This window comes from Pararhizobium sp. A13 (assembly GCF_040126305.1).
GTDB lineage: Bacteria > Pseudomonadota > Alphaproteobacteria > Rhizobiales > Rhizobiaceae > Pararhizobium.
The window spans coordinates 371936-392306 of sequence record NZ_CP149512.1 but is presented as its reverse complement, the minus strand read 5'-3'; the positions used below and the strand labels follow the sequence as shown (position 1 = coordinate 392306).

Here is a 20371-nt window from a genome sequence, read left to right as displayed (position 1 = left end):
TCACGGGAGAAGCAACCAATGTCCATTCCGGTCGTCAATGCGCAGCTTCTCAGGGGCAGAAAAGGGCTGATCGTCGGTATCGCCAATGATCGTTCGATAGCCTGGGGGTGTGCCCGAGCCTTTCGCGCCTTCGGCGCCGAGCTCGCAATTACCTATCTCAACGACAAGGCCAAGCCACACGTGGAGCCTCTCGCACGTGAGGTCGAAAGTCCGATCTTCATGCCGATGGACATGGCCATTGACGGCCAGCTCGAGGCGGTCTTTGACTCTATTTCAGAGACGTGGGGCGAACTCGATTTCGTCGTCCACTCCATCGCCTTTTCGCCGAGGGATACGCTGGTTGGCCGCGTCGTCGACGTGCCGCGCGAAGGCTTTCTGAAGACGATGGAAATCTCCTGCTGGTCATTCATTCGCATGGCCCATCTCGCTGAGCCGCTTATGAAGAAAGGCGGTACGCTGTTTACGATGACCTATTATGGCTCGCAAAAGGTCGTTGAGAACTACAACATCATGGGCGTGGCAAAGGCTGCCCTCGAGAGCGCTGTTCGTTATCTCGCCGCGGAACTCGGACCAAAGAACATTCGTGTCCACGCCATCTCGCCAGGCGCGCTGGCGACGCGCGCCGCATCGGGGATTCCCGAATTCGATGAACTGCTGGAAAAGACAAAGACGAAGGCGCCGGCCCGAGAGCTCGTCAGTATTGATGATGTTGGCGTCGCAACGGCCTTTCTCGCGCATGACGCCGCGCGCCTGATCACGGGGCAGGTGCTTTACGTGGATGGGGGCTATCACATCATCGACTGATGGCATCCTGGTCGGGTTTGGGGCCGAGCCTGATTTGCGTTATCCACCGATGCATTGCATGGAGTGAACAGTGTTCAATTCTCGAAAATACGGGGTTCGGTTTCTCCGAAAAACTCGGAACCAGCTCACTAGGCAATCGTGTGATAGTGGCCTCAGCCGCGGGCAACGATGATATCGGATGTGCATGTGTCGCTTGGCATTTAAAGGGGTGGGAACAAGGTGCGCCGGGAGACCGGCAAGGAGTAGATGGTGCAAGTCCATTGCAATGAAGGTGTAGCGATCCACATTGACCCTGTGACAGGGACACGTGTCGAAGCGAATCTAGTCAGGGGTGATTGCTGCTTAAGCGAACGCCAGGTCCGCCTGATCCTGAATAGTCTCCATCGATGAAGATAACGCCTGCGCTTTCGAGCGCCTCCCGGATGTCTGCAACGGTGGGGAGCATGAGGAATTGTGGGGCGCCAACGAAATTGCCGTGAATGGTCTAAAGTTTGTCCTGTGATTTTTCACAGGGCGGTCAGATTTGAACCGGCAAAGAACGAAAGGCCCCACAATTCCTCATGCTCCCCTAGTACCTATGTCGCGCCAGGTGTTCTCGTTCTGTGCTCGCAGGATCGCATAATATCTCCAATGGAACGGCTTTAGACCCGTTGCCTTCCGCGGGCTTAGGGTTCGAACCCGTCGTAGCGTTTTTGCTGCATCAAGGCGCCGAAACCCTGATCGTCAGCTCCGACGTCCACGGCGAAGGTTCTCTGGTGCTTTCTCACCGTCCGCAGGCTCCAATAGTAATTCAGAGACTTTGCATTTAAGTGCGGCTGCAATTTTCCCTAGGGAATCTACTCCTAGATTGACTTGTTTGCGCTCAAGCTGAGAGATCGAAACCCGCTCAAGACCAGCTTCAAATGCGAGGCGCTCCTGCGAAAGCCCTCGGCGAACGCGGAGCTTCCGAACATTCCAAGCCAAAAGGTCACGTGGTGTCATTCGTCCACATGATCACTGCGACCATAATCAAATAACTGGCTATTCTATACATAAATAAGTATTCTGACCGCGAAGCTGGGATTGCATTTCGTTCGACCCAGCGACCACCATGGGTCAATGATATGGAACTGCGCCAACTCACCTATTTCGTCGCATTCGCCGAGGAGTTGCACCTCGGCAGGGCAGGGGCACGGGTGCATGTCGCCCAACCGGCGTTGTTGACGCAGATCCAGGCGCTGGAGCGAGAACTCGGGGTCCAGCTGTTTGTCCGAACCACGCGGGCGTCGGCGACGAGTGTCCGGCCGGCGATCATTCAAAGTCACTTCAGACACAGGGAGACGATGGTGTCGCGTAATCCATCCCGGTCCAAAAGACCGCAGTCAACAAGCCCTCAACCCGCCGACCAAGGCAAGCTGGTCGATGATGCCATCATCGACCAGGCACACGCGCTCTATGGCAGTGAAGCAGCGACGGCGGTCGCCTACTGTGCGCTCGACGCCTGGTTCGAGGATGAGCAGGAAGAGTTCCGCCGCTTCGCGCGACTGTTTCGGAGGCTCATGAACTAGCGGAGTTGGTTGAGGCCCTCAGGTTTCACATTTTATTAAAGCGCCTCCTCAAAGAGTTAACGCGTGGCACTCCTAGCCAAAAGCTGTTGCCGATCGCCCCGACACCGCGACTTGCGACGGACATCCGCGTTTGAACTGATATCCCTCGCCAACGCTAACTATCCGGATCACGCAGGAAAGTGCGCGACCACTGACCTTTTTCTTGTAAGGCGGACGTTCCCAAAATAAATCGGTTTCTCTCGCAGAGCTCACGAGACCACGACGCCAGAAATGTTGCCACGGTGTCGGGGGAGGCCGCGGCTTGCTGGAAGGCGAGGGACTTCCTCAAAATGACAAAGCGAAACGCCGGCGCAACCGGCGACGTGCCGGCGCTACCCGCCACGCGTTTCAACGAACGCCAGCCTTATCTGAGCCGTCCCGTCAATGTTTTTTGGAGAACCGCACCGCATGCCTGAGACGCTGCCCGCACATGACCTTCTCGTGACGCTCACGGCAAAGATCGTCGCGGCCTATGTCGGCAACCACGTTATTCCAGGCGGCGAAATCACGAAGGTAATTGGAGATGTCCATGCGGCCTTAAACGGAATCGGCCACGAAAAGGCGGCAGAGCCGATCGTTGAGAAGCCAAAGCCACCGATATCAGTGCGCAAGTCAATCCAGGACGACTATCTGGTCTGCTTCGAGGACGGCAAGAAGTTCAAATCGCTGAAGCGCCACCTGATGGCCAAATACCAGATGACGCCGGAACAATATCGCCAGAAGTGGGCTCTGCCCGACGACTATCCCATGATCGCACCCGCTTATGCTGCCAGGCGCTCGGAACTGGCAAGGGCAGCCGGGCTTGGTCAAACGCCAAAGAAGCCTCGGTCTTGATCTCTCGGTCATGCGACGAACGCCCGCTCGTCGCAACTCTCAGAAGGTTGACAAAGCCAAGACCTCCACGCCTGCCAACTGCCGCTATGGCAGCCTAATGCTGCGCCTTGGAGCCACCAAGGGCATCACGGCAGGCGGGTGACTACCAATCGGTGCGCGTTTGCTCTAGCCAACAGCGATCAGCACTTGCCATCGAATCACGGAGACCGCATGCCACCCGAAACATCCGAGGTGTTGGAGCCTACGGACTATCCGCCTGGGACGCACATCCTGCTCGATTTTTGGGGCGCGCAACGACTAGACGACGCCAGCTTTATCGATGGGGCGATGCGGGAAGCGGCATTGGCTTGCGGCGCGACGGTGCTGGACACTCGTTTGCATCAGTTTGGCACCGGCGGTGGTGTGACCGGCGTCGCGCTGCTGGCCGAATCGCATATCAGCATCCACACGTGGCCGGAGACGGGCTATGCTGCGCTGGATATTTTCCTCTGCTTTGCGCCGTCATTTCAGACGTTCTGGGTGAGCTGAGTGACGCAAGAAAGCTGTCATTCTCTTGAAACGTAGCGGCGGCCTATAATGTGCTGCGGTGGACGCGGTAGTACGCTAGTCTGAGCGTTTCCGGGTTATCCTACCTGTTTCGCCCGCAATTTCTCCTGCATGCCGGCCAGCAGGTAACTTAGCCCGCTCTCGAACACGGCTTCAGTGTTGACCGTTCCAACCCTGTGGAAAGTCTCAAGGGCTTTTGCGAGCAGGGGGAACGGCGCCAGTTCCGCCACGAAGTGGGTATTGGGTGCGTTTTGGTCCATCTGTTCCCGTTCGCGCTCTCCTTGTTCTTCAAGAACATAACCGACCACATAGCGCGTGACGCAAATGGCGATCCCAAACGCCTCCTCTGCCGAAAATCCAGTATCGACATAGAGTTGCAAGACCTTTTCCGCATCGGCAAATTCGGCGACGGAAGGCCGTGTGCCTGCGGTCAGCCGCGCGCCATCGCGCACGGTGAGCAGCGTCTTACGAATGCTGCGGGCATTGGCCAGCGTGAACGTCACCCAATCCTGTCCGGGTTTGGGCAGGCGATCGCTGTGATAGCGCAGCAGCATCTCGGAATTGATGGCGTCGAGCAATTCCGACTTGTTGCGGAAGTGCCAGTAGAGCGCCGGCTGCTGGACGCCCAGCCGCTCTGCAAGCTTGCGGGTGGACAGCTTGTCTATGCCCACCTCGTCCAGCAGCAGCAGGGCCTCATCGATAATGCGATCACGTCCGATTGCCATGGATAGAACACCTCTTGACTTATCATCGATAAGGGAGCTTATCACCGATAAATTTATCACTGATAAAGTTTATCGGGATGTCCCAGCATGAACAAGGCCCTAATCGTTATTCTTTCAACCGTTGCCCTCGATGCCATTGGCGCAGGCTTGATCTTTCCCATCCTGCCGGACCTGCTGGTCGAGGTGACAGGTGGCCGCGACATCGGACTGCTCTATGGGATCATGCTGGCGGTCTATGCCATCATGCAATTTGTCTTCTCGCCGGTCCTTGGTGCGCTCAGTGATCGGTTTGGCCGGCGCCCGGTTTTGCTGCTCTCTTTGGCTGGCACCCTGCTCGATTACCTCGTCATGGCACTTTCCCCGCTCGGCTGGGTGCTCGTGGTGGGGCGGGCCATGGCGGGGATAACCAGCGCCAATATGGCGGTGGCAAGCGCCTACATCACCGACATCACCCCAGCCGAGCAGCGTGCGCAGCGGTTTGGGACGGTTGGCGCCGTGATGAGCCTGGGCTTTATCATCGGTCCCGTCATCGGCGGCGTCATGGGCGCTTGGTGGCTCCGCTCGCCGTTTCTTGTGGCAGCCCTATTCAATGGCCTCAACCTGCTCATCGCGCTGTTTGTCCTGCCGGAAAGTCGAAAGGCTAGTCCGGGCAAGTTCGCGTTCAAGGAACTCAATCCGCTGGCGCCATTGGTGTGGCTTTGGAATTTCAAGCCGCTCCTACCACTTGTAACCGTCTCTGTCGTATTCGGTCTGGTGGCAGCCATACCGGGAACAATCTGGGTGCTCTATGGCGCCGAACGGTTCGGTTGGGATTCGGTGCATATGGGCCTGTCACTGTCGGCTTTCGGCATCAGCGGCGCCCTGGCGCAGGCCTTTCTCGTCGGACCGCTGTCGCGCCGCTTTGGTGACCTGGGCACGTTGATGATCGGCATTGCCTTCGACATGCTGGCATATGTGCTGATGGCCTTCGCCAACCAGAGCTGGATGGGTTACGCGGTAGCGCCTCTGTTTGCATTGGGCGGCGTTGCCATGCCGGCGCTGCAATCGCTGGTGACCAGCCGCGTGAGCGATGACCAGCAGGGCCAGTTGCAGGGTGTGCTGGCCAGCCTGATGAGCCTGGCAGGCATAGTGGGGCCGGTGCTGACCACTGCAGTGTTCTTTTCGACCAAAAGCATCTGGATCGGCACGATATGGCTGGTGGGTGCAGCACTTTATCTTCTCGCATCGCCGCTTTTCGCAACGGTAAAGGCCCCGAAGGCCGTGGCAGCGTAGGCTCCAGACGGCAAGGCGCCCTCATCGTGGTCATCGAGCCACCGGCCGCCGTTGCTGCAAAACGGACATGACGCAGTGACAACGCGGGTCGCAGTTGCGCCAAGCCGCCATTCCGCCCCATGCGGGTGATTAGATCACGAATTCCTCCTCGTACGTCTGTGGCTCGGGAACGACCGTAACCTCCACCGGAACGATCCAATTGGCCGCGTAGCTCTCGCAGTCGGAACGCTGGAGGTCGGGCTGCACGCACCCCGCCCCATCGATCGCGCGACATCGCAGTATATATCGCCCCACTTCTTCAGGGGTCCACATGTACTCCCACAAGCGCCATGCAAAGGGACGTTCTGTTTCGAGGAGCCTTCCCTCGCGCCAGCCCCTACCATCTCCGGTGCAGACCTGCACCTGCCGGATAACAGCCTCTCCGCTCCAGGCGGCTCCGAAAATCCGATACGGTTGGCCGGCGATGAGACGCGCCCCCTGCACGGGACGCGCGATCTGCGCTTTGACCTCCATCTCCGCGAGGGGGACCAGCCTGGGTTCCCCGAGGCTGCGCTCCCAACGGAAATAGTCGCGCGCCTGCCAGTAGCCAAGGAACGGTTGTTCCACAACCGTAATATGTGTGATCCACTTGACCCAAGCCATGCCGAACCAGCCACCCACGACCGCGCGTAGCGGGTAGCCGTGATCGCGCGTCAACGGCTCCTCGTTCATCGAATAGGCAAGGATCGTGCTGTGAGCGATGGCCTTCTCAAGCGGTAAACTGCGCGCAAAAGCGATGGGGCCGGGAGAAGCCGTTTTCCTGTTCGTGTCGACGACGCCGCTGTCTGCGCCTACGAGCAGAACCTCACGTGCGGTTCGCTTAACGCCCGCCATTTCTAAAATCTCGCGCAGAAGAACACCTGTCCACGCAGCATTGCCGACGGCTCCGTTCTGCCACTGCAACCCCTCCTTCGGTGGCACATAGTAGACGCGGCCGTTCCCTGCGCACTCGACGACGGCGGTGAAAGTCGTGCTCCGCATCGCCTTAATGCTGTCGAGGTCAAGTTCGATCGGCCGCTCCACCGCCCCGCCAACGCGCAATCTCCAGTCTCGCGCATCGAGGTCCGGCGAGGGGAAATGGTTTCGCACGAAGAACAGCTCGGTTGGGATCAGCCAATCGGAGAGCGACGCAAACGGAAACTCGGTGTTCTGTGGGGATTTCTGTCGAACTATTAGACTGGGTTGCTCTGGTGTCGGCATAGTCCTCGTCTCCCCTTCCAAGAGCACAACGTTGGCACTCGGTCGCGCGAATTCCGGTTCGATCACACCGCCCCTCGCAGTGCGTCTGTCGCGTTCCGCCTTCGGCCGCATTCTAGCACATACCGCACGTTCCTCGGATCGACCTCGAACGGCAGCAAAGCGCCCGAATGCTGCTATAGGCCCACGTCTCTTTCGCGCCCGCTTGTCGTTCAGGCACTACCGCTGGAGAAGACCAGCAACATATTGTTGGTAGGCATCTCGATCGTCTCGCGGAGATTAAGTCCAGCGGCCTCACCCACTTGTTCAAGATCAGCGATATCACGCACACCCCAGGATGGGTTGCGCTCCTTTAGAGCCGCGTCGAAAGCTGCGTTCGAGGGGGCGTTGTGTGCCCCGTCGCGCATGAATGGGCCGTAGAGAAGAAGAAGCCCACCAGCGTGAAGCAAACGGCCAGCTCCTGCGAACAATCCTAAGCTTGCCGCCCATGGCGCGATATGGATCATATTGATCGACACGATGGCGTCAAAATGCCCCGTTTGTTCGACGCCCCATTGTCCTGAGCACACATCAATATCCCGCGGTGCCAGCACATTCTTCAGCCCTGCGAATTTGATCCAGCTAGACGTGCTGGTGCGGGCGTCGGCATCCGGATCGCTCGGCTGCCAGGTGAGGTTGGGCATTGCTCCCGCAAAACACACGGCGTGCTCGCCGGTCCCGCATCCAATCTCCAGCACGGCGCCACGTGTTGGAAGGACACGTTTTAGGACCGCGAGGATCGGCGCCGAATTTCGCGCAACGGAAGGTGAGAACATGCGCTGGTCGGCGCTTATGTCGCGCTGTTCCAGCGCAACAGGCGAACGGTCCTTCTTCTCTGGGGGCATTGGCCTTGAATCCCCTTTGGGCGATGTCTCCCACCTTATAGCTGAAATGATGGGACTGAAACCAAGGATTTCGGACTTACGAAGGGGGTCGTCGGCGCGTGCGTTCGGCCGAGGGCGACCGAACGTCCACTTCGCGTCAGATCACGCGTCCGCCAGGCTCAAGGTCTGCTTTCGAAAATCGGAGCCCGGAAGCCGACCGACGGCTTTCGGCCCCAAATCGGTCATTCCATCCAGGCCGAGTCGATCTCGGCCAATGGGGAATTCTCGACGGGATGCTTTTGTAACAACAGGGTCGTTGGTTCTGATCCCTTATGTGGACGGCCCCCGACTCGCAAGATATTTTGAGATGATTTGATCTGATCGCTTGCGTCCATATGTCCGGCCTGTTGTTGCGTTCGCACATGAACGCTGGCCAAGATGGTTTCCGCAACACAGGTCCCAGACATCAAGGCGGCCTTGAGGGGCCAAAGGGATCCCCGGGGTATCCTGTGTCCCGGATCGATCGATCACACCATCTGCTATTATCTTGCAAGTTGTCGTATTACCAACACGTGGCGAAGATCAGGATGTCCCGGGTTCTTGCTTCCCAATCTTCATGCGACGCATCCCGTCAAAGCTGGTCCTGATTGTGCGCTGTATGTCTCTCCAGAGACCATGAGCTTCCAGGCCACGCGCGCCATCTTGTTAGCGAGTGCGACAGCTGCAAGTTTAGGCGGCTTGCGCTTGAGCAGTTCCGCCAGCCATCGAGAAGCCTTGCCAGATCGCCGCGCGTGATGAATGACAGCGGTTGCTCCAGCCACCAGGACGGCCCGCAGAGCTTCATCGCCGGCTCGCGTGATACCACCGAGCCGCAGCTTGCCGCCGGTCGAGTGATCCTTTGGCGTCAACCCTATCCAGGCCGCGAACTGGCGACCAGATTTGAAGAGCTCCGGAGCGGGTGTCTTCATTATCAAAAGAGCCGAACCGATTGGGCCAATGCCGGGAATGGTGTTGAGACGTATGCTGCGTTCGTCGTTACGCTGCCATGCCTTTACCTTGGCCTCCACATCAGCAATCTTCTTTTCCAGCTGGGCGTATTCCTCGGCCTGGCTCATGAACAATTCCTGTGCGAGCTCTGGCACAGTCCCGTCGGCTTGTACCTTTTCAAGCAGCAGAGGGATATGCGCCAGCCCCTTGGCTGCGGAGACACCAAACTCATTGGCGTAGCCCCGGATTGCGTTGGCGAGTTGGGTGCGGTTGGCTATGAGACGGGTACGGACGCTGATCAGCATGAGTGCCGCTTGTTCGTCAACTGTCTTAACGGGAACAAACCGCATCGTTGGGCGGCTCATTGCCTCGCAGAGCCCCTCCGCATCGGCCGCGTCGTTCTTGTTCCGCTTGACGTAGGGCTTGGCAAGTTGCGGCGCGATCATTTTTACCTCATGTCCGAATGAGGTGAGCAGCCGTGCCCAATGATGCGAACCACCACAGGCCTCGATCGCGACCAAAGTTGGCGGGCAGGTCGTGAAGAAGTCGATCATCTCCTTGCGTCGCATTTTCTTGCGCAAGACTGGTTTCTCTCCAGCATTCACGCCATGCAACTGAAAAACATGCTTTGACGTATCCATGCCAATACGAATAATCTTGTCCATGGGCGGCCCCTTCGATTGAGATCTTAACAGCTCATTCTGGCACATTTCGATGCCGTTCAGGGGCCGTCCACTCCAACATCAAGGCAAAGGGGAGTGGGCAGGCAGTTCCGTGCGATTTGTTATGATCGGTGCGGGAAGGCAACAGTATGTGGCTCAGTATGACCTTGCCGCGCGGAGGCTCGGTTGGTGCGAAGTCCGTTGCTAAGCCGTCGCCCTGATTTTGCTACAGAGGCGGCAGGCGCCTTTTGACCGATGTTCCCTTGATCACGGCCGTGCTGGTGACGGCATGTTCGGACAGCGCTTCCAGAACATCGTCCATCTCCTCAATCGAGTGGACGACCAGGCGGGCAAGAAAGGGATCGTCGCCGGTGATCTTGTCGCATTCGATGAACTCCGGCCGCTCCTGAATCAGCCGCTCAACAAGATGCAGCTTACCGGGAAGCGGCCTGATCCGCACCATGGCCCTTATCTGGTAGCCGATCGCTCTGGTATCGACATCGATCGTGAAGCTGCGAATGACGCCGGATGATTCCAATCTGCGGACGCGCTCCGAAACGCTCGGCGCCGACATGCCAACGAGACGCGCAAGCTCGCTCATCGACAAGCGGGCGTCGGAATCGAGCGCGCCGAGAATCCGCGCATCCGTCTCGTCGAGAGTTGAATTTCCAGATTGAAGGTTTTCAAACGCTTTTGCCTTTGACATGGAAGGCAACTTAGCAAAACGTCCACTGAATTTCCATATGAATCGATCAGATCGCATTGCATCCTTGCCCGAACAGGGAGACAAGCATGCCGATCGGGATCATAGCCGGACTCACCACTTGCGCCTTGTGGGGCCTGACCTTCGTTGCGCCCCGCGCCGTCGTGCCGTTTACGGCATGGGATTTAACCGTCGCCCGCTATGGCATCTTCGGCCTTGCCTGTGCTGTCCTGATGTTCGACCGGCGATTTCGCCCGACCGGGATTTCGCTCGACCGGCTCGTGATCGGTCTGCTTCTCGGCGGTGCTGGATATGTGGGTTATTTCGTCAGTGCGGCTCTCGCCGTGCAGCTCGCAGGAGCTGCGATCCCGCCGGTCATCATCGGCACGATGCCCGTTTTCCTAGCGATCATCGCCAACCTTCGTGATCGTTCCGCACCGTGGCAAGCCCTCGCGCTTCCGCTTCTGTTGATAGGGGTCGGGGTGGCGGTGGTAAACATCGCGACGATCGGCGCGACCGATGTCTCCGGAATGAGGTCGGTCCTGCTCGGCATCCTCGCGAGCACCGTCGCGCTGACGATATGGATCATCTACGGGATGGTGAACGCCGCCGTCATGCGGTCGGCCGATGCGCCTGACGGATTACAATGGACTGGTCTTCAAGGGATCGGTGCGGCCCTCGGAAGCCTTTTCCTGTTGCCGCTGACATCCTTCGGATCATCGGCCACGATTGCGTCACCAGACCTGTGCCGCTTTATCGGATGGGCACTGGTGATGGGATTGGCGGGATCATGGTTTGCGACCTGGTGCTGGGTCGTCGCCTCGCGGCGACTGCCTCTGGCTCTCTCTGCCCAGCTCATCGTTGCAGAAACGATCTTCGGCCTCGTCTACGGCTTTATGTTCGAGGGGAGATGGCCGACCGTCGCCGAGGCGACCGGAGCGACCTTGCAGTTCGCTGGCGTCTGTTCCGCCATTGCGGTTTTCGGTAAGCCACAATCATCAGTACAATTGTCGCAAAAGTCGGTCGCATAATTTGAACACGACACGTCACGGCTTGGCAACGCCGGTGAAAAAGCCCTCAAGTTCGGCAAACCCCATGGCCTGCTGCGCGAACTCAAACGTCCCGCTCGCGACCATCTCCCGTGCGGCGTTTGCAAACGCCCCGTAGGCGAGACGCGCCAGCGCTGAACCGACGCTGATCCTTTTGACCCCGACAGACGCCAGTTCCGCAACGCTGAATGTCGTTCCCGGAAGGCCCATGACGATGTTGACCGGTTTCGATACGGACTCGCAGACAAGGCGGATCGTGTCCAAGTCCTTGAGACCTGGTGCGTACAGCACGTCAGCGCCAGCCGCTTCGAAAGCCTGAAGACGCTTGATAGTATCGTCCAGGTTGGGACGCCCCCACATGAAATTCTCGCACCGGGCCGTGAGAACAAAATCATGAGAAAGGGCTGACCTAGCCTCCGCGGCCGCCTGGATGCGCTCAACGGCAAAGGAGAAATCGTAGATCGGTTCCTCGGGGTTGCCCGTGTGGTCTTCGAGTGAGCAACCGGCAAGACCCAAATCAGCGGCGGCGCGAATGGTTTGGGCTGAACTCTCCGGGCTATCCCCGAATCCCTTTTCGAGATCGGCCGAAACTGGGAGGGGAGTTGCCGATACTAGAGCACGGCAATGATTCAAAGTATCCTCGCGAGACGTTTGTCCCTCGGCAACACCGTATGAAAATGCCATGCCGGCGCTCGTTGTTGCCAACGCTCGAAAGCCCAACGCTGCAAGTATCCGCGCGGTTCCGATATCCCAAGGGTTCGGAATGATGAATGCTCCCGGCTCCTCATGCAACTGACGAAACGCTGTTCTTCTATCGTCCATGGGGCAGCCCCTCCTATGGCCAGTGGCGTCGTAGCCTGCCAACGATCCTATCGGTACGGTCTCTCCTGTCGCGAAACCTTATGGAACTCACCGACGGACTAGGTATTGCTGGATTTCAAGCGCACGCCAATTCCTCCTTGAACCATTTCGCCTTCCTGCTCGAACACGATCCCCGCAGCCTCAAACGTGAACCGCACGAGTCTCAAATTGCTCTCACGCATTTCGCCACCCCGTTCAAAGGCGCGGAGGGACACAGCGCTAATCGCGGTACGGTCGGCCAGTTGGCTTTGGGTCCAATCAAGGAGAGCTCGGGCAGCGCGACATTGAGCTGGTTTTATCAATGTAACCTTCTTTTTTCGAAAGTTTGGTATTGAAAACAAAAGTTTTAGATGCTAAACATCCTTAACTTACCTTTTGAGCATGAGGGTTGCAACGATTCGCGGCTCCGATTGAAGCCTTGCGCGCTTTTTTGGCCGTCGGGTCCGTGTCGCGACCAACGGTGAACATGCACTTGGTTACAAGGTTTTTGCATGGAACTGCGCCAACTTACTTATTTCGTCGCCGTTGCCGACGAGCTCCATTTCGGTCGAGCTGCGGCCCGGGTGCATATTGCCCAGCCGGCGCTGTCGACGTCGTGTCACCGGTTTGGTCCGGTTCAGGAAGCTGCCGCAGTATCGTCTCGCGACAGTCTTCGCAGGATTGGCCTGCCGCCTTGCATTGGGCGTCAGAAACTAACTGCATCCCATCCGACCAAGCCGGGCGGTTTTCTCGGGGGAGGCTTAAGGTAGTATTTTCGCCCCCTCCCGCAAACGACCCCTATGTTCCAAACCGTTGGCGGTATTCACCTGGTGTGAGCCCAACGATTTTGCCGAATACTTTCCGGAACGCGCTTTGGTCTGTGTAGGCGACGTCCCAAGCGATCTGTTCAATCGAGGTTTTGGTGAACTGCAGCAGCTCTTGAGCTTTCGCGACCCGGATGCGCTGGATGTAGTCGCCTGTCGTGAGCCCGGTCGCCTTCCGGAAGCGCCGGATGAACGTCCGTTGCTCCAATCCCGCTTGCGCAGCCAGAATGGCAAGGCTTGTCTCCCTGGCTCCAGTTGTCTGAAGCCAATGCTGAACCTTCAGAATCGGCATGTCACCATGGTTGAGCCGAGGAGAAAAGGCGCTGTAGTAACTTTGCTCGCGACCGGGAGGGTCCACAAGGAAGGTACGGGCGGTTTCGATCATCACGACAGGCCCAAGATAACGATCAATGAACTTCAGACTGAGGTCGAGCCAAGCCATCATGCCCCCCACAGTTATGATGTCACCATCATCGATGATTAGCCTGTCGGTATTCACCCTGGCATCGGGAAACCGCGACAAAAGCGCCTCCTCATAGGTCCAATGCGTTGTCACAGTTCGCCCTGCGATCAAACCTGTCTCGCCGAGCAGAAACGCGCCCTTGCAGATGGAGGACAGGCAAGTGCCCGCCGCATGCTGCAAACATAGCCATCGGGCGTACGAGGAGGCAATCTCCCTTGGTATCGGATCGCCGAGGCCTGGCGGGATGATGAGAACGGTCGGGCTTTCCTGCGCATCTGGGACCGTGTCGAAGATGCGAACGGGTACTTCCTCCGCGTCCATCCGCCAATGGCTGACGCGCAACAAAGGTCTGTCGCCTGCAAGCTTCTTCCTGGCACACCCGTCGGCGTAAATCAGAATGTCCGTCATTCCGAGCACCGACGCAGCCTGTGCGCCAGGATAGGACACGATCCCGATTTCGGGTAGTTTTTGAGAGATGGCCATATCGCCTCTGAATTTGTCGAATTCGCCGATTATGCGCTAGTCGTGGATAAAATATCTAGACGTCATCTGCAACGGCAAGAATGGATGGGGCCAATGAACAAGCGCGCAGTGATCGTTATCGATCTTCAAAAAGACTATCTGACCAATGGCAAGTTCGCGCTTGTCGGTATCGATAAGGCAATTGCCAACGCAGTCAGAGTGGTCGAGGCCGCCCGTTCATCAGGTGACAAGGTCATTCATGTCAGGCACGAGAGCCCGGCCGACGCGCCGTTTTTCGCTGTTGGCACGGAAGGGGCGGAGATCATTCCGGCCGTCGAACCCGTTGATGGCGAGCTGGTGATTACCAAGAACTATCCAAACGCCTTTCGTCAAACGGAGTTGAAGGAAGTCTTGGATGCAGAGACCATCGAGGATGTCGTCATCGTAGGCGCGATGAGCCATATGTGTATTGATGCGACGAGCCGTGCCGCGGTCGACCTCGGCTATAACACCACTATCGTGGAAGACGCTTGCGCGACACGCGACATCGAATTCAACGGCAATGTGGTGCCGGCCGCTCAGGTCCACGCTGCCTTCATGTCAGCACTTGCTTTTGCCTATGGCAAGGTCGTTGCCACTGAAGATCAGATTTCAGGCTGGACGGCATAATTCGCGTATTTCTGCAGAATCTTGATCGGCGGATACAGTTATGTAGAATGTTTGCGCCGACTTAACCTCAAGATTTGCAATATTATCTCCATTGGAGTCTGACCGCGCGCCGTACTAAGTACCGCAAACTGAGGCATGGGTTGGTTCCCAAGATCGCCGGCCGTCCGAGTGGCTACACCACTGAGCGCAACCGCTGGCTCGGCTTCGTAAGCCTCAAATGTCTGCGCCAAGTTCTTCAGGCGAGCAATCAGCCCGCCACAGCAGTCGGCCATTTAGCTACTGGACAGCCCCCGGTGCAGGATCAAGTGGCAACCAAGAGGTAGAAAGGAAGGGCTTGGTCCCAGCCAGCGGTGCTTCGAGACGGCGATTGAGCTTGGCATAGGCCACTTTGGCGTGTTGGAGCAACCGATCACCGCCAGATGATGCCATTTGCCATATTCTTGTCCGTCTGTCAGCTGGCTCGCCCTCTACGGTCTCGATGGGGCATGTCTGACCGAAGACCGCCTCGCGATGCTCGGCTCGGTCGGCGTCCGCAACGGCCGCCTCGTTTTCTTCCCCTGCCAGCGACCACCCCACGTGACAGGTCACGCGGGAACCCCGGATCGCCATCATTCCTCGCGAGCCAAGAAAGCCTCGGCCCAGCCGTCCTCCACTTGCGTTTCGGCCCTGCGGGTGCGTGCCGATCGTCCCCGGTCTGATCGACAGCCATCGAGATCCTATGAGTAGTGGCGGCGATCTGTTGTGATCTGGTTGACGTCAATGCCGTTGCGGAAAGGAGCAGGACGATGACGCGAGATAAGGTCCAAGCAGGTGATCACATTGAGCTCGCAGCAATTTACGCCTCAATCGAACTGAGCAAAAAGACATGGCTGCTCACGTCTATCTCGCCCGGCGCCGGTGAGAAGATGTCTCGGCATATTATTGCCGGAGGCGACATCGCCGCTCTATTTGCCCAACTTGGGCTACTGCGCCGAAAAGCACACGATCGAACCGGCCGCCAATATCCGTTCATCATCATCCAGGAAGCTGGTCTCGATGGATTTTGGGTCCACCGGGCGCTGACAGCAGAGGGCTATGAGAGTCATGTCGTTGACGCAGCCTCGATTGCCACATCACGTCGCAAGCGGCGGGTGAAGACCGATAGGTTAGACGGCGAGACTTTGATCCGTGCGCTGCTCGCTTTCAAACGGGGAGAGCCGCGGGTCTGCTCGATGTTGCGGGTGCCGACCCCCGATGAAGAAGATCGCCGTCGCATCGTCCGAGAGCGGAAAGTTCTGATGGAAGAGCGTATCCGACATAGCAACCGTATCAAGGGTCTGCTCTTCTCACAGGGCATCACCGGCTACGATCCCCTGCGACGTGATCGACACGAGCAGCTGGAGACCCTTCGTACGGGCGATGGACGGGCTCTGCCGCTACACATGAAGCGGCAGGTTCTACGCGAGCTGGCCCGAATGGAGCTGCTCATCGACCAGATCAAGGATGTCGAGGCAGAGCGCGACGACATGCTTGCGGAGGAACGGCAATCTGCTCGCCAGGTGGTGTTGCTGTCGAAGGTCGTCGGTATCGGACCCGAGTTTGCCGCCGTTCTCTGGGGTGAGGGCTTGTTCCGACGCTTCGACAATCGGCGGCAGGTCGCCGCGTACGCAGGGCTAGCGCCAACGCCTTGGCAGAGCGGATCGATTGACCGGGAACAAGGGATCGGCAAGTCCGGGAATCCTCGGCTTCGATCGACCCTGTTGGAAATGGCCTGGCTTTGGCTAAGGCATCAGCCAGCATCAACGCTCAGTCGTTGGTTCAATGAACGGGTCGCGCAAAATGGCGGCCGCTTCAAGAAGGTGATGATCACGGCGCTGGCGCGCAAGCTGGTTGTGGCGTTGTGGAAGTACGCCAGCGCGGGCGTCGTGATCGAGGGCGCGGTGATCAGACCGTGACCGTTTAAGCGCATACCAGTTCGGCACAGGCCTGATCAGCCTCGCCGGAACCAGGTGGACGACCGAAACGCGGCATGGCTTCAAACGCCGTCATCGAGAATGGTCTCGTCCTCCTGAGCCCTAGCCGCCGCAGGCGGGATTATGGTGCGGCCGTTCAAACGGCGACCGGATATGAGGTTGATACGTGCAGGGCGCGGATCAAGGAACGGGCTCAGACCGCAGGTTCAAAAGGCGAACTCCGACGCGCCACCAGTGCCGGCTCATAGTTGGAAAACCGTTGCCCAGCATCGTTCTCGCGAGACCGGTGTCCGGAAGCCGCCCCTTACGACCTCTCTTCAGGCGGGTCTGACGCCAATCTGTCCTGATCCTGCAACGGCTTCGCCGAACTTCTTCCCCTGCGGCTTCGCCGCATTCCTCGCGAGACAACAAGTTCGGCTTTCGCCGCCCTGCGCTTAGCGCTGCGGTCCCGTTGGGATGCAGTCGGCCCGATCGGCGCCTCACGACCGCTATCGAGGCCGCAAGGGGCGGCTTCGGCAACCCAGTCAGGAGAACGACAATGGCTACCATCGGAACCTTCCAACAATCCGGCAACGACTTCAGCGGCGAGATCGTCACTCTTTCCCTCCAGACCAAAAACGTCCGCATCGTTTCCGATACGCGCTCCAGCGGCGAAAACGCTCCCAGTCACCGCGTCTTCGTCGGTCGCATCGAAATCGGAGCCGCCTGGTCCAAGCAGTCCAACGAGGGCCGCAACTATCTCGGTCTCAAACTCGACGATCCGAGCTTCACCGCTCCGCTCTACGCCAATCTGGTCGAAGACGAAGATGGCAAGGGCTTCAGCCTTATCTGGTCGCGGCCGAACCGCCGTTCTGGCGACTGACCGCGCTCGATACGACGCCCCGCACCTGGGGCGTCACCAAAACCCGCCACCCGCGGCTCGAAACAGCAACTTGACGAGTGGCTCCTCATATGAGGCCGCGATGGGCGCGGCCCGAATAACAGAAAAGGAACACGACAATGGCAACCATCGGCTCTTTCTCCGCTTCGGGCAACGGCTTCAACGGCACCATCAAGACCCTCAACCTCAACGTCAAGGCAACAATCCGCGCAGTCGAGCGCTCCACCGAGAAAGGCCCTGACTTCCGTATCTTCGCAGGCAATGTCGAGTTCGGCGCCGCCTGGAAGAAGACGTCGAACGAAGGCCGCGACTACCTCTCGGTCAAGCTCGACGATCCGAGCTTCCCCGCTCCGATCTACGCAACCCTTATCGAGGTCGAAGGCGAGGAAGGCCTCTCCCTGATCTGGTCCCGGTCTAACCGGGACTAATGGCAGCGAGGGCCCTGCCAAAAGGCGGGGCCCCCTGCGATCCGACGGATTACTTGTTCAGCGTGTCCTTCAATGCCTTGGCCGGGGTAAAGGCCAGCTTCTTTGCCGCGGCCACTTTGATCGTGGCGCCGGTCGCCGGATTGCGCGCTTCGCGCTCCGCCGTGTCCTTGACTTTGAACTTGCCGAAGCCAGGGATCGATGTTTCGGCGCCCGAGGTGGCGGCCGTGGTGATCGCCGCAAACACGGCCTCCACGATGGCCTTGCTCTGAACTTTAGTCAGGCCATGATCGCCTGCGACTTTATCCGCGATTTCATTCGTCGTTGTCACTGATGTTTTCCCCTCATGTTGACCGCAAATCCTTGTCACCACCGGATATAGTTGTCATCGGCCCAATACTGAAAACTGCAATCAAAGGCGATGATTTCCACAGCGCGGCGCGGGTCGATAGCCCTTTTTCCGTTTCTCGCGGAGAATATCGAGGAAGAGGGTAAGAGCCTCCTTTTCATTTTCAAAGAAATGCACGCGCTCCTGGCCACGCGTTCCCATCCGGCCCCAGTTTCGAACCAGGGATATATTGCCGAACAGTGTTGGCTCGATCGACAGCAGATAAAAGCGCGCCATGTTCTTGGTGGCGTCGATGCGTTGGACATGGAGGCGATAACGATGCCGGTGCATGAGGCCAGCGTCGCCTGAACCGGACTCGCCGTCCAACGACATATGTGAATCGATTGCGACCAATCGATTCACATCTTTGATGAATGACCGTACACCACACTGGACGAGTTCAACACCGACGTCATCGGACGGTCGTTCTATCTGGGCCGCCGATCGGCCGGTTCAGGAAGGCATTCTTCCTGCCGACCCTTGCGTCGCTCCGAACCCTCCAGCCGCGCCAGCGCCATGTCGAAGGTCCTGACCCTTGCCTGACCGCCCGCGGCGAATCCTTTATGACTGCCGAACAAGGTCGGCTGAACGGAGAGCTGAGCGCCTTCGGTTGGGTGAGCGTGAAGGTTCTTGGGTGCCCCCTCCGGAGCGGCTCTATTCCCTGCACTCATGCCTCGAACGCCGGGATCCAGGCAAGAAAATGGTGAATACATCATATTCATATCGATGACGCGGATGTTTTTGAACTACAGGTCCGGCCTACAGTGTGGACTATATTCCACACTCCCCAATTGCACACCACAAACACATTGTCGCATTGGAGCGAGTGGATGTAGGGTTGATCACTACATTCATACAAATCAAATCGTTATGGCGGATGTAGGTGGTGCTGGTCGCGTCGGTCCTTGCACCTGGCCTGCGGCGATCGGTTCGGCTGTGCGGCGCGCGCATGGCTGTCGACGGCCGGAGGTCGGGCGTGGATCGTTATGTATCGACTTGAACATATGTTACCGAATCGGTACTATCGTTTTTGGCAGGATACGCAAATTTGTGATACAAATTTGCTGACGATCGACGGACGGGCCGTCGATGGGCCTGCGGCCGGCTTCGAGGAAGGTCCGATGCGCGCGTTGACACCCAGGGAAAGCGGTACCGCCGGCGCTCGTGTTGGCTCTGGACGGGACGGGCGAACCGAGCGCAAGAACAGGGTGGTTCACGCCCGCTTCAGCGCCAGCGACATGGCCAGGATCGACGATGCTGCCGCAAGGGCGGGACTGACGATTTCGGCGTTCATGCGGTCGCTGACGCTGGAGGGGGCCGGCGTGCGTCCCTTCCTGACGCCGGAGGATCGCGCCATCCTTGGCCTGCTTCTGTCCGATCTCCAAGCCGTCGGCGTCAACCTCAACCAGCTGGCGCGGGCGGCAAACCGGAGAGAACCCGGTCGGCCCGAGGCGGAGAGGGCGGTGATCGCTGATGGTCAGCGTGCCGTCGCCGCACTGCTGCTTGAGCTCCGGTCATTCGCCGCGCGTGGCGCTCGAATGCGGGTGGGGAGAGCCTGATGGAGTTTTTCCTGGGAGCGTTCACCGCCGAATGGGAGAGCCGCAAGGCAGCCTTTCTCCATGATCTGTCGCTGGGGCGGCGGCCATCGTCGGACGAGGACGAGCGCCGCCGTCGGGGAGGGGCTGCCGGCACTTCGGAGCTGGTAGGTGGATCGAAAGGTCGGGGAGGCGGATTCCGGGCGGGAGGAAGGGATCGCCCGGGATTGGGAGCCGGCATGCATCGTCGCGCCGATCGGCCGATGCGGGCGCGATTTGCCGGCCTTGCCTCCGGCAGTCAGCCGGCCGTGGTGAAGATGGCATCGTTCGGCGGCGGCGGGCGAGTGGCGGCGATGATCACCTATGTCTCGCGCAACGGCGATGTCGTGGTCGAGAACGAACGCGGCGAGCAGCTCCGGGGGCGTGACCAGCTTTCCGCGGTGGGCGGCGAGTGGGATCACCTGATGAACAACCGGGCCGAGAGCCGGGACATCGGGTTGTTTCATGTCGCCGTCACAGAGGACGGCCGTGGCGGTGATGACGTGTTCGCGCGGGCGCGGCAGATCGTGACGCAGGGTCTCGGCGACCGTGCCTTTGCCTTTGCGGTGAGCGAGCGCTCGGATGGTAGTGGCTTCGATATCGAAGGAATGGCTGTGCTTCAAGCGC

General features: G+C 58.8%; 21 protein-coding genes and 5 pseudogenes. 14 read left to right on the top strand and 12 right to left on the bottom strand.

The features are described from left to right. The first annotated feature begins 18 nt into the window (after positions 1 to 18). A complete protein-coding gene (fabI, locus tag WI754_RS30470; RefSeq protein ID WP_341486405.1) occupies positions 19 to 804 on the top strand; it encodes an enoyl-ACP reductase FabI in 786 nt (261 codons plus the stop codon). 325 nt (positions 805 to 1129) lie between these two features. On the opposite strand, the pseudogene WI754_RS30465 reads toward fabI, so the two are convergent. Next, positions 1130 to 1240 (bottom strand): annotated as a pseudogene (locus WI754_RS30465) (transcriptional regulator); the annotation flags it as partial. A 287-nt stretch (positions 1241 to 1527) separates the two neighbouring features. After that, complete coding sequence (locus WI754_RS30460; protein ID WP_341486404.1) at positions 1528 to 1785, bottom strand: helix-turn-helix transcriptional regulator; 258 nt, start codon at positions 1783 to 1785, stop codon at positions 1528 to 1530. A 122-nt stretch (positions 1786 to 1907) separates the two neighbouring features. Here WI754_RS30460 and WI754_RS30455 point away from each other — a divergent pair. The 3 genes and pseudogenes from WI754_RS30455 to speD all read left to right on the top strand — a co-directional run. Beyond that, positions 1908 to 2066, top strand: a pseudogene (locus WI754_RS30455) (LysR family transcriptional regulator); the annotation flags it as partial. Between the two features lie 732 nt (positions 2067 to 2798). After that, the gene (locus tag WI754_RS30450; RefSeq protein WP_341486403.1) at positions 2799 to 3224 is read left to right on the top strand and encodes a MucR family transcriptional regulator; all 426 of its coding nucleotides are present in this window, start codon (positions 2799 to 2801) and stop codon (positions 3222 to 3224) included. Positions 3225 to 3434: 210 nt separating this feature from the next. Beyond that, positions 3435 to 3722: pseudogene (gene speD, locus WI754_RS30445) on the top strand (adenosylmethionine decarboxylase); the annotation flags it as partial. A gap of 125 nt (positions 3723 to 3847) precedes the next feature. On the opposite strand, the gene WI754_RS30440 reads toward speD, so the two are convergent. Then, positions 3848 to 4495: a TetR/AcrR family transcriptional regulator C-terminal domain-containing protein gene (locus tag WI754_RS30440; RefSeq protein ID WP_341486402.1), complete on the bottom strand. Its 648-nt coding sequence runs from the start codon at positions 4493 to 4495 to the stop codon at positions 3848 to 3850. Between the two features lie 87 nt (positions 4496 to 4582). Between WI754_RS30440 and tet(30) the strand changes: the two genes are divergently transcribed. Further along, positions 4583 to 5767 carry a tetracycline efflux MFS transporter Tet(30) gene (tet(30), locus tag WI754_RS30435; RefSeq protein ID WP_341486401.1) on the top strand — a complete coding sequence of 395 codons (1185 nt, stop codon included), beginning with the start codon at positions 4583 to 4585 and terminating at the stop codon, positions 5765 to 5767. A gap of 129 nt (positions 5768 to 5896) precedes the next feature. Here tet(30) and WI754_RS30430 read toward each other — a convergent pair whose 3' ends face one another. The 4 genes from WI754_RS30430 to WI754_RS30415 all read right to left on the bottom strand — a co-directional run bounded on the left by WI754_RS30430 (position 5897) and on the right by WI754_RS30415 (position 10221). After that, positions 5897 to 7006: a sulfite oxidase gene (locus tag WI754_RS30430; RefSeq protein ID WP_341486400.1), complete on the bottom strand. Its 1110-nt coding sequence runs from the start codon at positions 7004 to 7006 to the stop codon at positions 5897 to 5899. A gap of 209 nt (positions 7007 to 7215) precedes the next feature. Further along, positions 7216 to 7887 carry a DUF938 domain-containing protein gene (locus tag WI754_RS30425; RefSeq protein WP_341486399.1) on the bottom strand — a complete coding sequence of 224 codons (672 nt, stop codon included), beginning with the start codon at positions 7885 to 7887 and terminating at the stop codon, positions 7216 to 7218. Positions 7888 to 8480: 593 nt separating this feature from the next. Next, positions 8481 to 9518: an IS110 family transposase gene (locus WI754_RS30420; protein WP_341486398.1), complete on the bottom strand. Its 1038-nt coding sequence runs from the start codon at positions 9516 to 9518 to the stop codon at positions 8481 to 8483. A gap of 223 nt (positions 9519 to 9741) precedes the next feature. After that, positions 9742 to 10221, bottom strand: coding sequence for an Lrp/AsnC family transcriptional regulator (locus WI754_RS30415; RefSeq protein ID WP_341486397.1), 480 nt, complete (start codon positions 10219 to 10221; stop codon positions 9742 to 9744). Positions 10222 to 10307: 86 nt separating this feature from the next. On the opposite strand from WI754_RS30415, the gene WI754_RS30410 reads away from it, so the two are divergent. Then, on the top strand, positions 10308 to 11249 hold the full coding sequence (locus WI754_RS30410; protein ID WP_341486396.1) for a DMT family transporter: 942 nt from the start codon (positions 10308 to 10310) through the stop codon (positions 11247 to 11249). Between the two features lie 15 nt (positions 11250 to 11264). Here the strand turns inward: WI754_RS30410 and WI754_RS30405 are convergent, their stop codons facing one another. After that, the gene (locus WI754_RS30405) at positions 11265 to 12089 is read right to left on the bottom strand and encodes an isocitrate lyase/phosphoenolpyruvate mutase family protein (protein WP_341486395.1); all 825 of its coding nucleotides are present in this window, start codon (positions 12087 to 12089) and stop codon (positions 11265 to 11267) included. Between the two features lie 80 nt (positions 12090 to 12169). On the opposite strand from WI754_RS30405, the gene WI754_RS30400 reads away from it, so the two are divergent. The 3 genes and pseudogenes from WI754_RS30400 to WI754_RS30390 form a co-directional block, all read left to right on the top strand. Next, positions 12170 to 12463 carry a hypothetical protein gene (locus WI754_RS30400; protein WP_341486394.1) on the top strand — a complete coding sequence of 98 codons (294 nt, stop codon included), beginning with the start codon at positions 12170 to 12172 and terminating at the stop codon, positions 12461 to 12463. 156 nt (positions 12464 to 12619) lie between these two features. Then, a pseudogene (locus WI754_RS30395) lies at positions 12620 to 12718 on the top strand (LysR family transcriptional regulator); the annotation flags it as partial. Between the two features lie 22 nt (positions 12719 to 12740). Then, positions 12741 to 12824: pseudogene (locus tag WI754_RS30390) on the top strand (LysE family translocator); the annotation flags it as partial. An 81-nt stretch (positions 12825 to 12905) separates the two neighbouring features. Here the strand turns inward: WI754_RS30390 and WI754_RS30385 are convergent. After that, positions 12906 to 13877, bottom strand: coding sequence for a GlxA family transcriptional regulator (locus WI754_RS30385; protein WP_341486393.1), 972 nt, complete (start codon positions 13875 to 13877; stop codon positions 12906 to 12908). Positions 13878 to 13970: 93 nt separating this feature from the next. Here WI754_RS30385 and WI754_RS30380 point away from each other — a divergent pair, with 93 nt between their 5' ends. From WI754_RS30380 to WI754_RS30365, 4 genes are all read left to right on the top strand, one after another. Then, complete coding sequence (locus tag WI754_RS30380; protein ID WP_341486392.1) at positions 13971 to 14525, top strand: cysteine hydrolase family protein; 555 nt, start codon at positions 13971 to 13973, stop codon at positions 14523 to 14525. A gap of 785 nt (positions 14526 to 15310) precedes the next feature. Continuing rightward, the gene (locus tag WI754_RS30375) at positions 15311 to 16459 is read left to right on the top strand and encodes an IS110 family transposase (RefSeq protein ID WP_341486390.1); all 1149 of its coding nucleotides are present in this window, start codon (positions 15311 to 15313) and stop codon (positions 16457 to 16459) included. Positions 16460 to 17015: 556 nt separating this feature from the next. Then, positions 17016 to 17339: a DUF736 domain-containing protein gene (locus tag WI754_RS30370; protein WP_341486389.1), complete on the top strand. Its 324-nt coding sequence runs from the start codon at positions 17016 to 17018 to the stop codon at positions 17337 to 17339. 137 nt (positions 17340 to 17476) lie between these two features. Next, positions 17477 to 17785 carry a DUF736 domain-containing protein gene (locus WI754_RS30365; RefSeq protein ID WP_341486388.1) on the top strand — a complete coding sequence of 103 codons (309 nt, stop codon included), beginning with the start codon at positions 17477 to 17479 and terminating at the stop codon, positions 17783 to 17785. A gap of 49 nt (positions 17786 to 17834) precedes the next feature. Here WI754_RS30365 and WI754_RS30360 read toward each other — a convergent pair whose 3' ends face one another. Together WI754_RS30360 and WI754_RS30355 are read right to left on the bottom strand one after the other, a co-directional pair. Continuing rightward, entirely contained in the window at positions 17835 to 18113 is a 279-nt protein-coding gene (locus WI754_RS30360; RefSeq protein WP_341486387.1) for an HU family DNA-binding protein, read from the bottom strand. Positions 18114 to 18194: 81 nt separating this feature from the next. Further along, positions 18195 to 18533: a WGR domain-containing protein gene (locus WI754_RS30355; RefSeq protein ID WP_349438076.1), complete on the bottom strand. Its 339-nt coding sequence runs from the start codon at positions 18531 to 18533 to the stop codon at positions 18195 to 18197. A 698-nt stretch (positions 18534 to 19231) separates the two neighbouring features. Between WI754_RS30355 and mobC the strand changes: the two genes are divergently transcribed. Further along, positions 19232 to 19729 carry a plasmid mobilization relaxosome protein MobC gene (mobC, locus tag WI754_RS30350; protein ID WP_341486385.1) on the top strand — a complete coding sequence of 166 codons (498 nt, stop codon included), beginning with the start codon at positions 19232 to 19234 and terminating at the stop codon, positions 19727 to 19729. Here the strand turns inward: mobC and WI754_RS30345 are convergent. Next, positions 19648 to 20367, bottom strand: coding sequence for a hypothetical protein (locus WI754_RS30345; protein WP_341486384.1), 720 nt, complete (start codon positions 20365 to 20367; stop codon positions 19648 to 19650). The genes mobC and WI754_RS30345 overlap by 82 nt on opposite strands. Positions 20368 to 20371 lie beyond the last annotated feature (4 nt).

Excerpts from the sequence above, each read along its gene's own strand:
- fabI (WP_341486405.1), top strand. The coding sequence starts at position 19 with ATGTCCATTCCGGTCGTCAATGCGCAGCTTCTCAGGGGCAGAAAAGGG.
- WI754_RS30460 (WP_341486404.1), bottom strand. The coding sequence starts at position 1,785 with ATGACACCACGTGACCTTTTGGCTTGGAATGTTCGGAAGCTCCGCGTT.
- WI754_RS30450 (WP_341486403.1), top strand. The coding sequence starts at position 2,799 with ATGCCTGAGACGCTGCCCGCACATGACCTTCTCGTGACGCTCACGGCA.
- WI754_RS30440 (WP_341486402.1), bottom strand. The coding sequence starts at position 4,495 with ATGGCAATCGGACGTGATCGCATTATCGATGAGGCCCTGCTGCTGCTG.
- WI754_RS30430 (WP_341486400.1), bottom strand. The coding sequence starts at position 7,006 with ATGCCGACACCAGAGCAACCCAGTCTAATAGTTCGACAGAAATCCCCA.
- WI754_RS30425 (WP_341486399.1), bottom strand. The coding sequence starts at position 7,887 with ATGCCCCCAGAGAAGAAGGACCGTTCGCCTGTTGCGCTGGAACAGCGC.
- WI754_RS30420 (WP_341486398.1), bottom strand. The coding sequence starts at position 9,518 with ATGGACAAGATTATTCGTATTGGCATGGATACGTCAAAGCATGTTTTT.
- WI754_RS30415 (WP_341486397.1), bottom strand. The coding sequence starts at position 10,221 with ATGTCAAAGGCAAAAGCGTTTGAAAACCTTCAATCTGGAAATTCAACT.
- WI754_RS30410 (WP_341486396.1), top strand. The coding sequence starts at position 10,308 with ATGCCGATCGGGATCATAGCCGGACTCACCACTTGCGCCTTGTGGGGC.
- WI754_RS30405 (WP_341486395.1), bottom strand. The coding sequence starts at position 12,089 with ATGGACGATAGAAGAACAGCGTTTCGTCAGTTGCATGAGGAGCCGGGA.
- WI754_RS30400 (WP_341486394.1), top strand. The coding sequence starts at position 12,170 with ATGGAACTCACCGACGGACTAGGTATTGCTGGATTTCAAGCGCACGCC.
- WI754_RS30385 (WP_341486393.1), bottom strand. The coding sequence starts at position 13,877 with ATGGCCATCTCTCAAAAACTACCCGAAATCGGGATCGTGTCCTATCCT.
- WI754_RS30380 (WP_341486392.1), top strand. The coding sequence starts at position 13,971 with ATGAACAAGCGCGCAGTGATCGTTATCGATCTTCAAAAAGACTATCTG.
- WI754_RS30375 (WP_341486390.1), top strand. The coding sequence starts at position 15,311 with ATGACGCGAGATAAGGTCCAAGCAGGTGATCACATTGAGCTCGCAGCA.
- WI754_RS30370 (WP_341486389.1), top strand. The coding sequence starts at position 17,016 with ATGGCTACCATCGGAACCTTCCAACAATCCGGCAACGACTTCAGCGGC.
- WI754_RS30365 (WP_341486388.1), top strand. The coding sequence starts at position 17,477 with ATGGCAACCATCGGCTCTTTCTCCGCTTCGGGCAACGGCTTCAACGGC.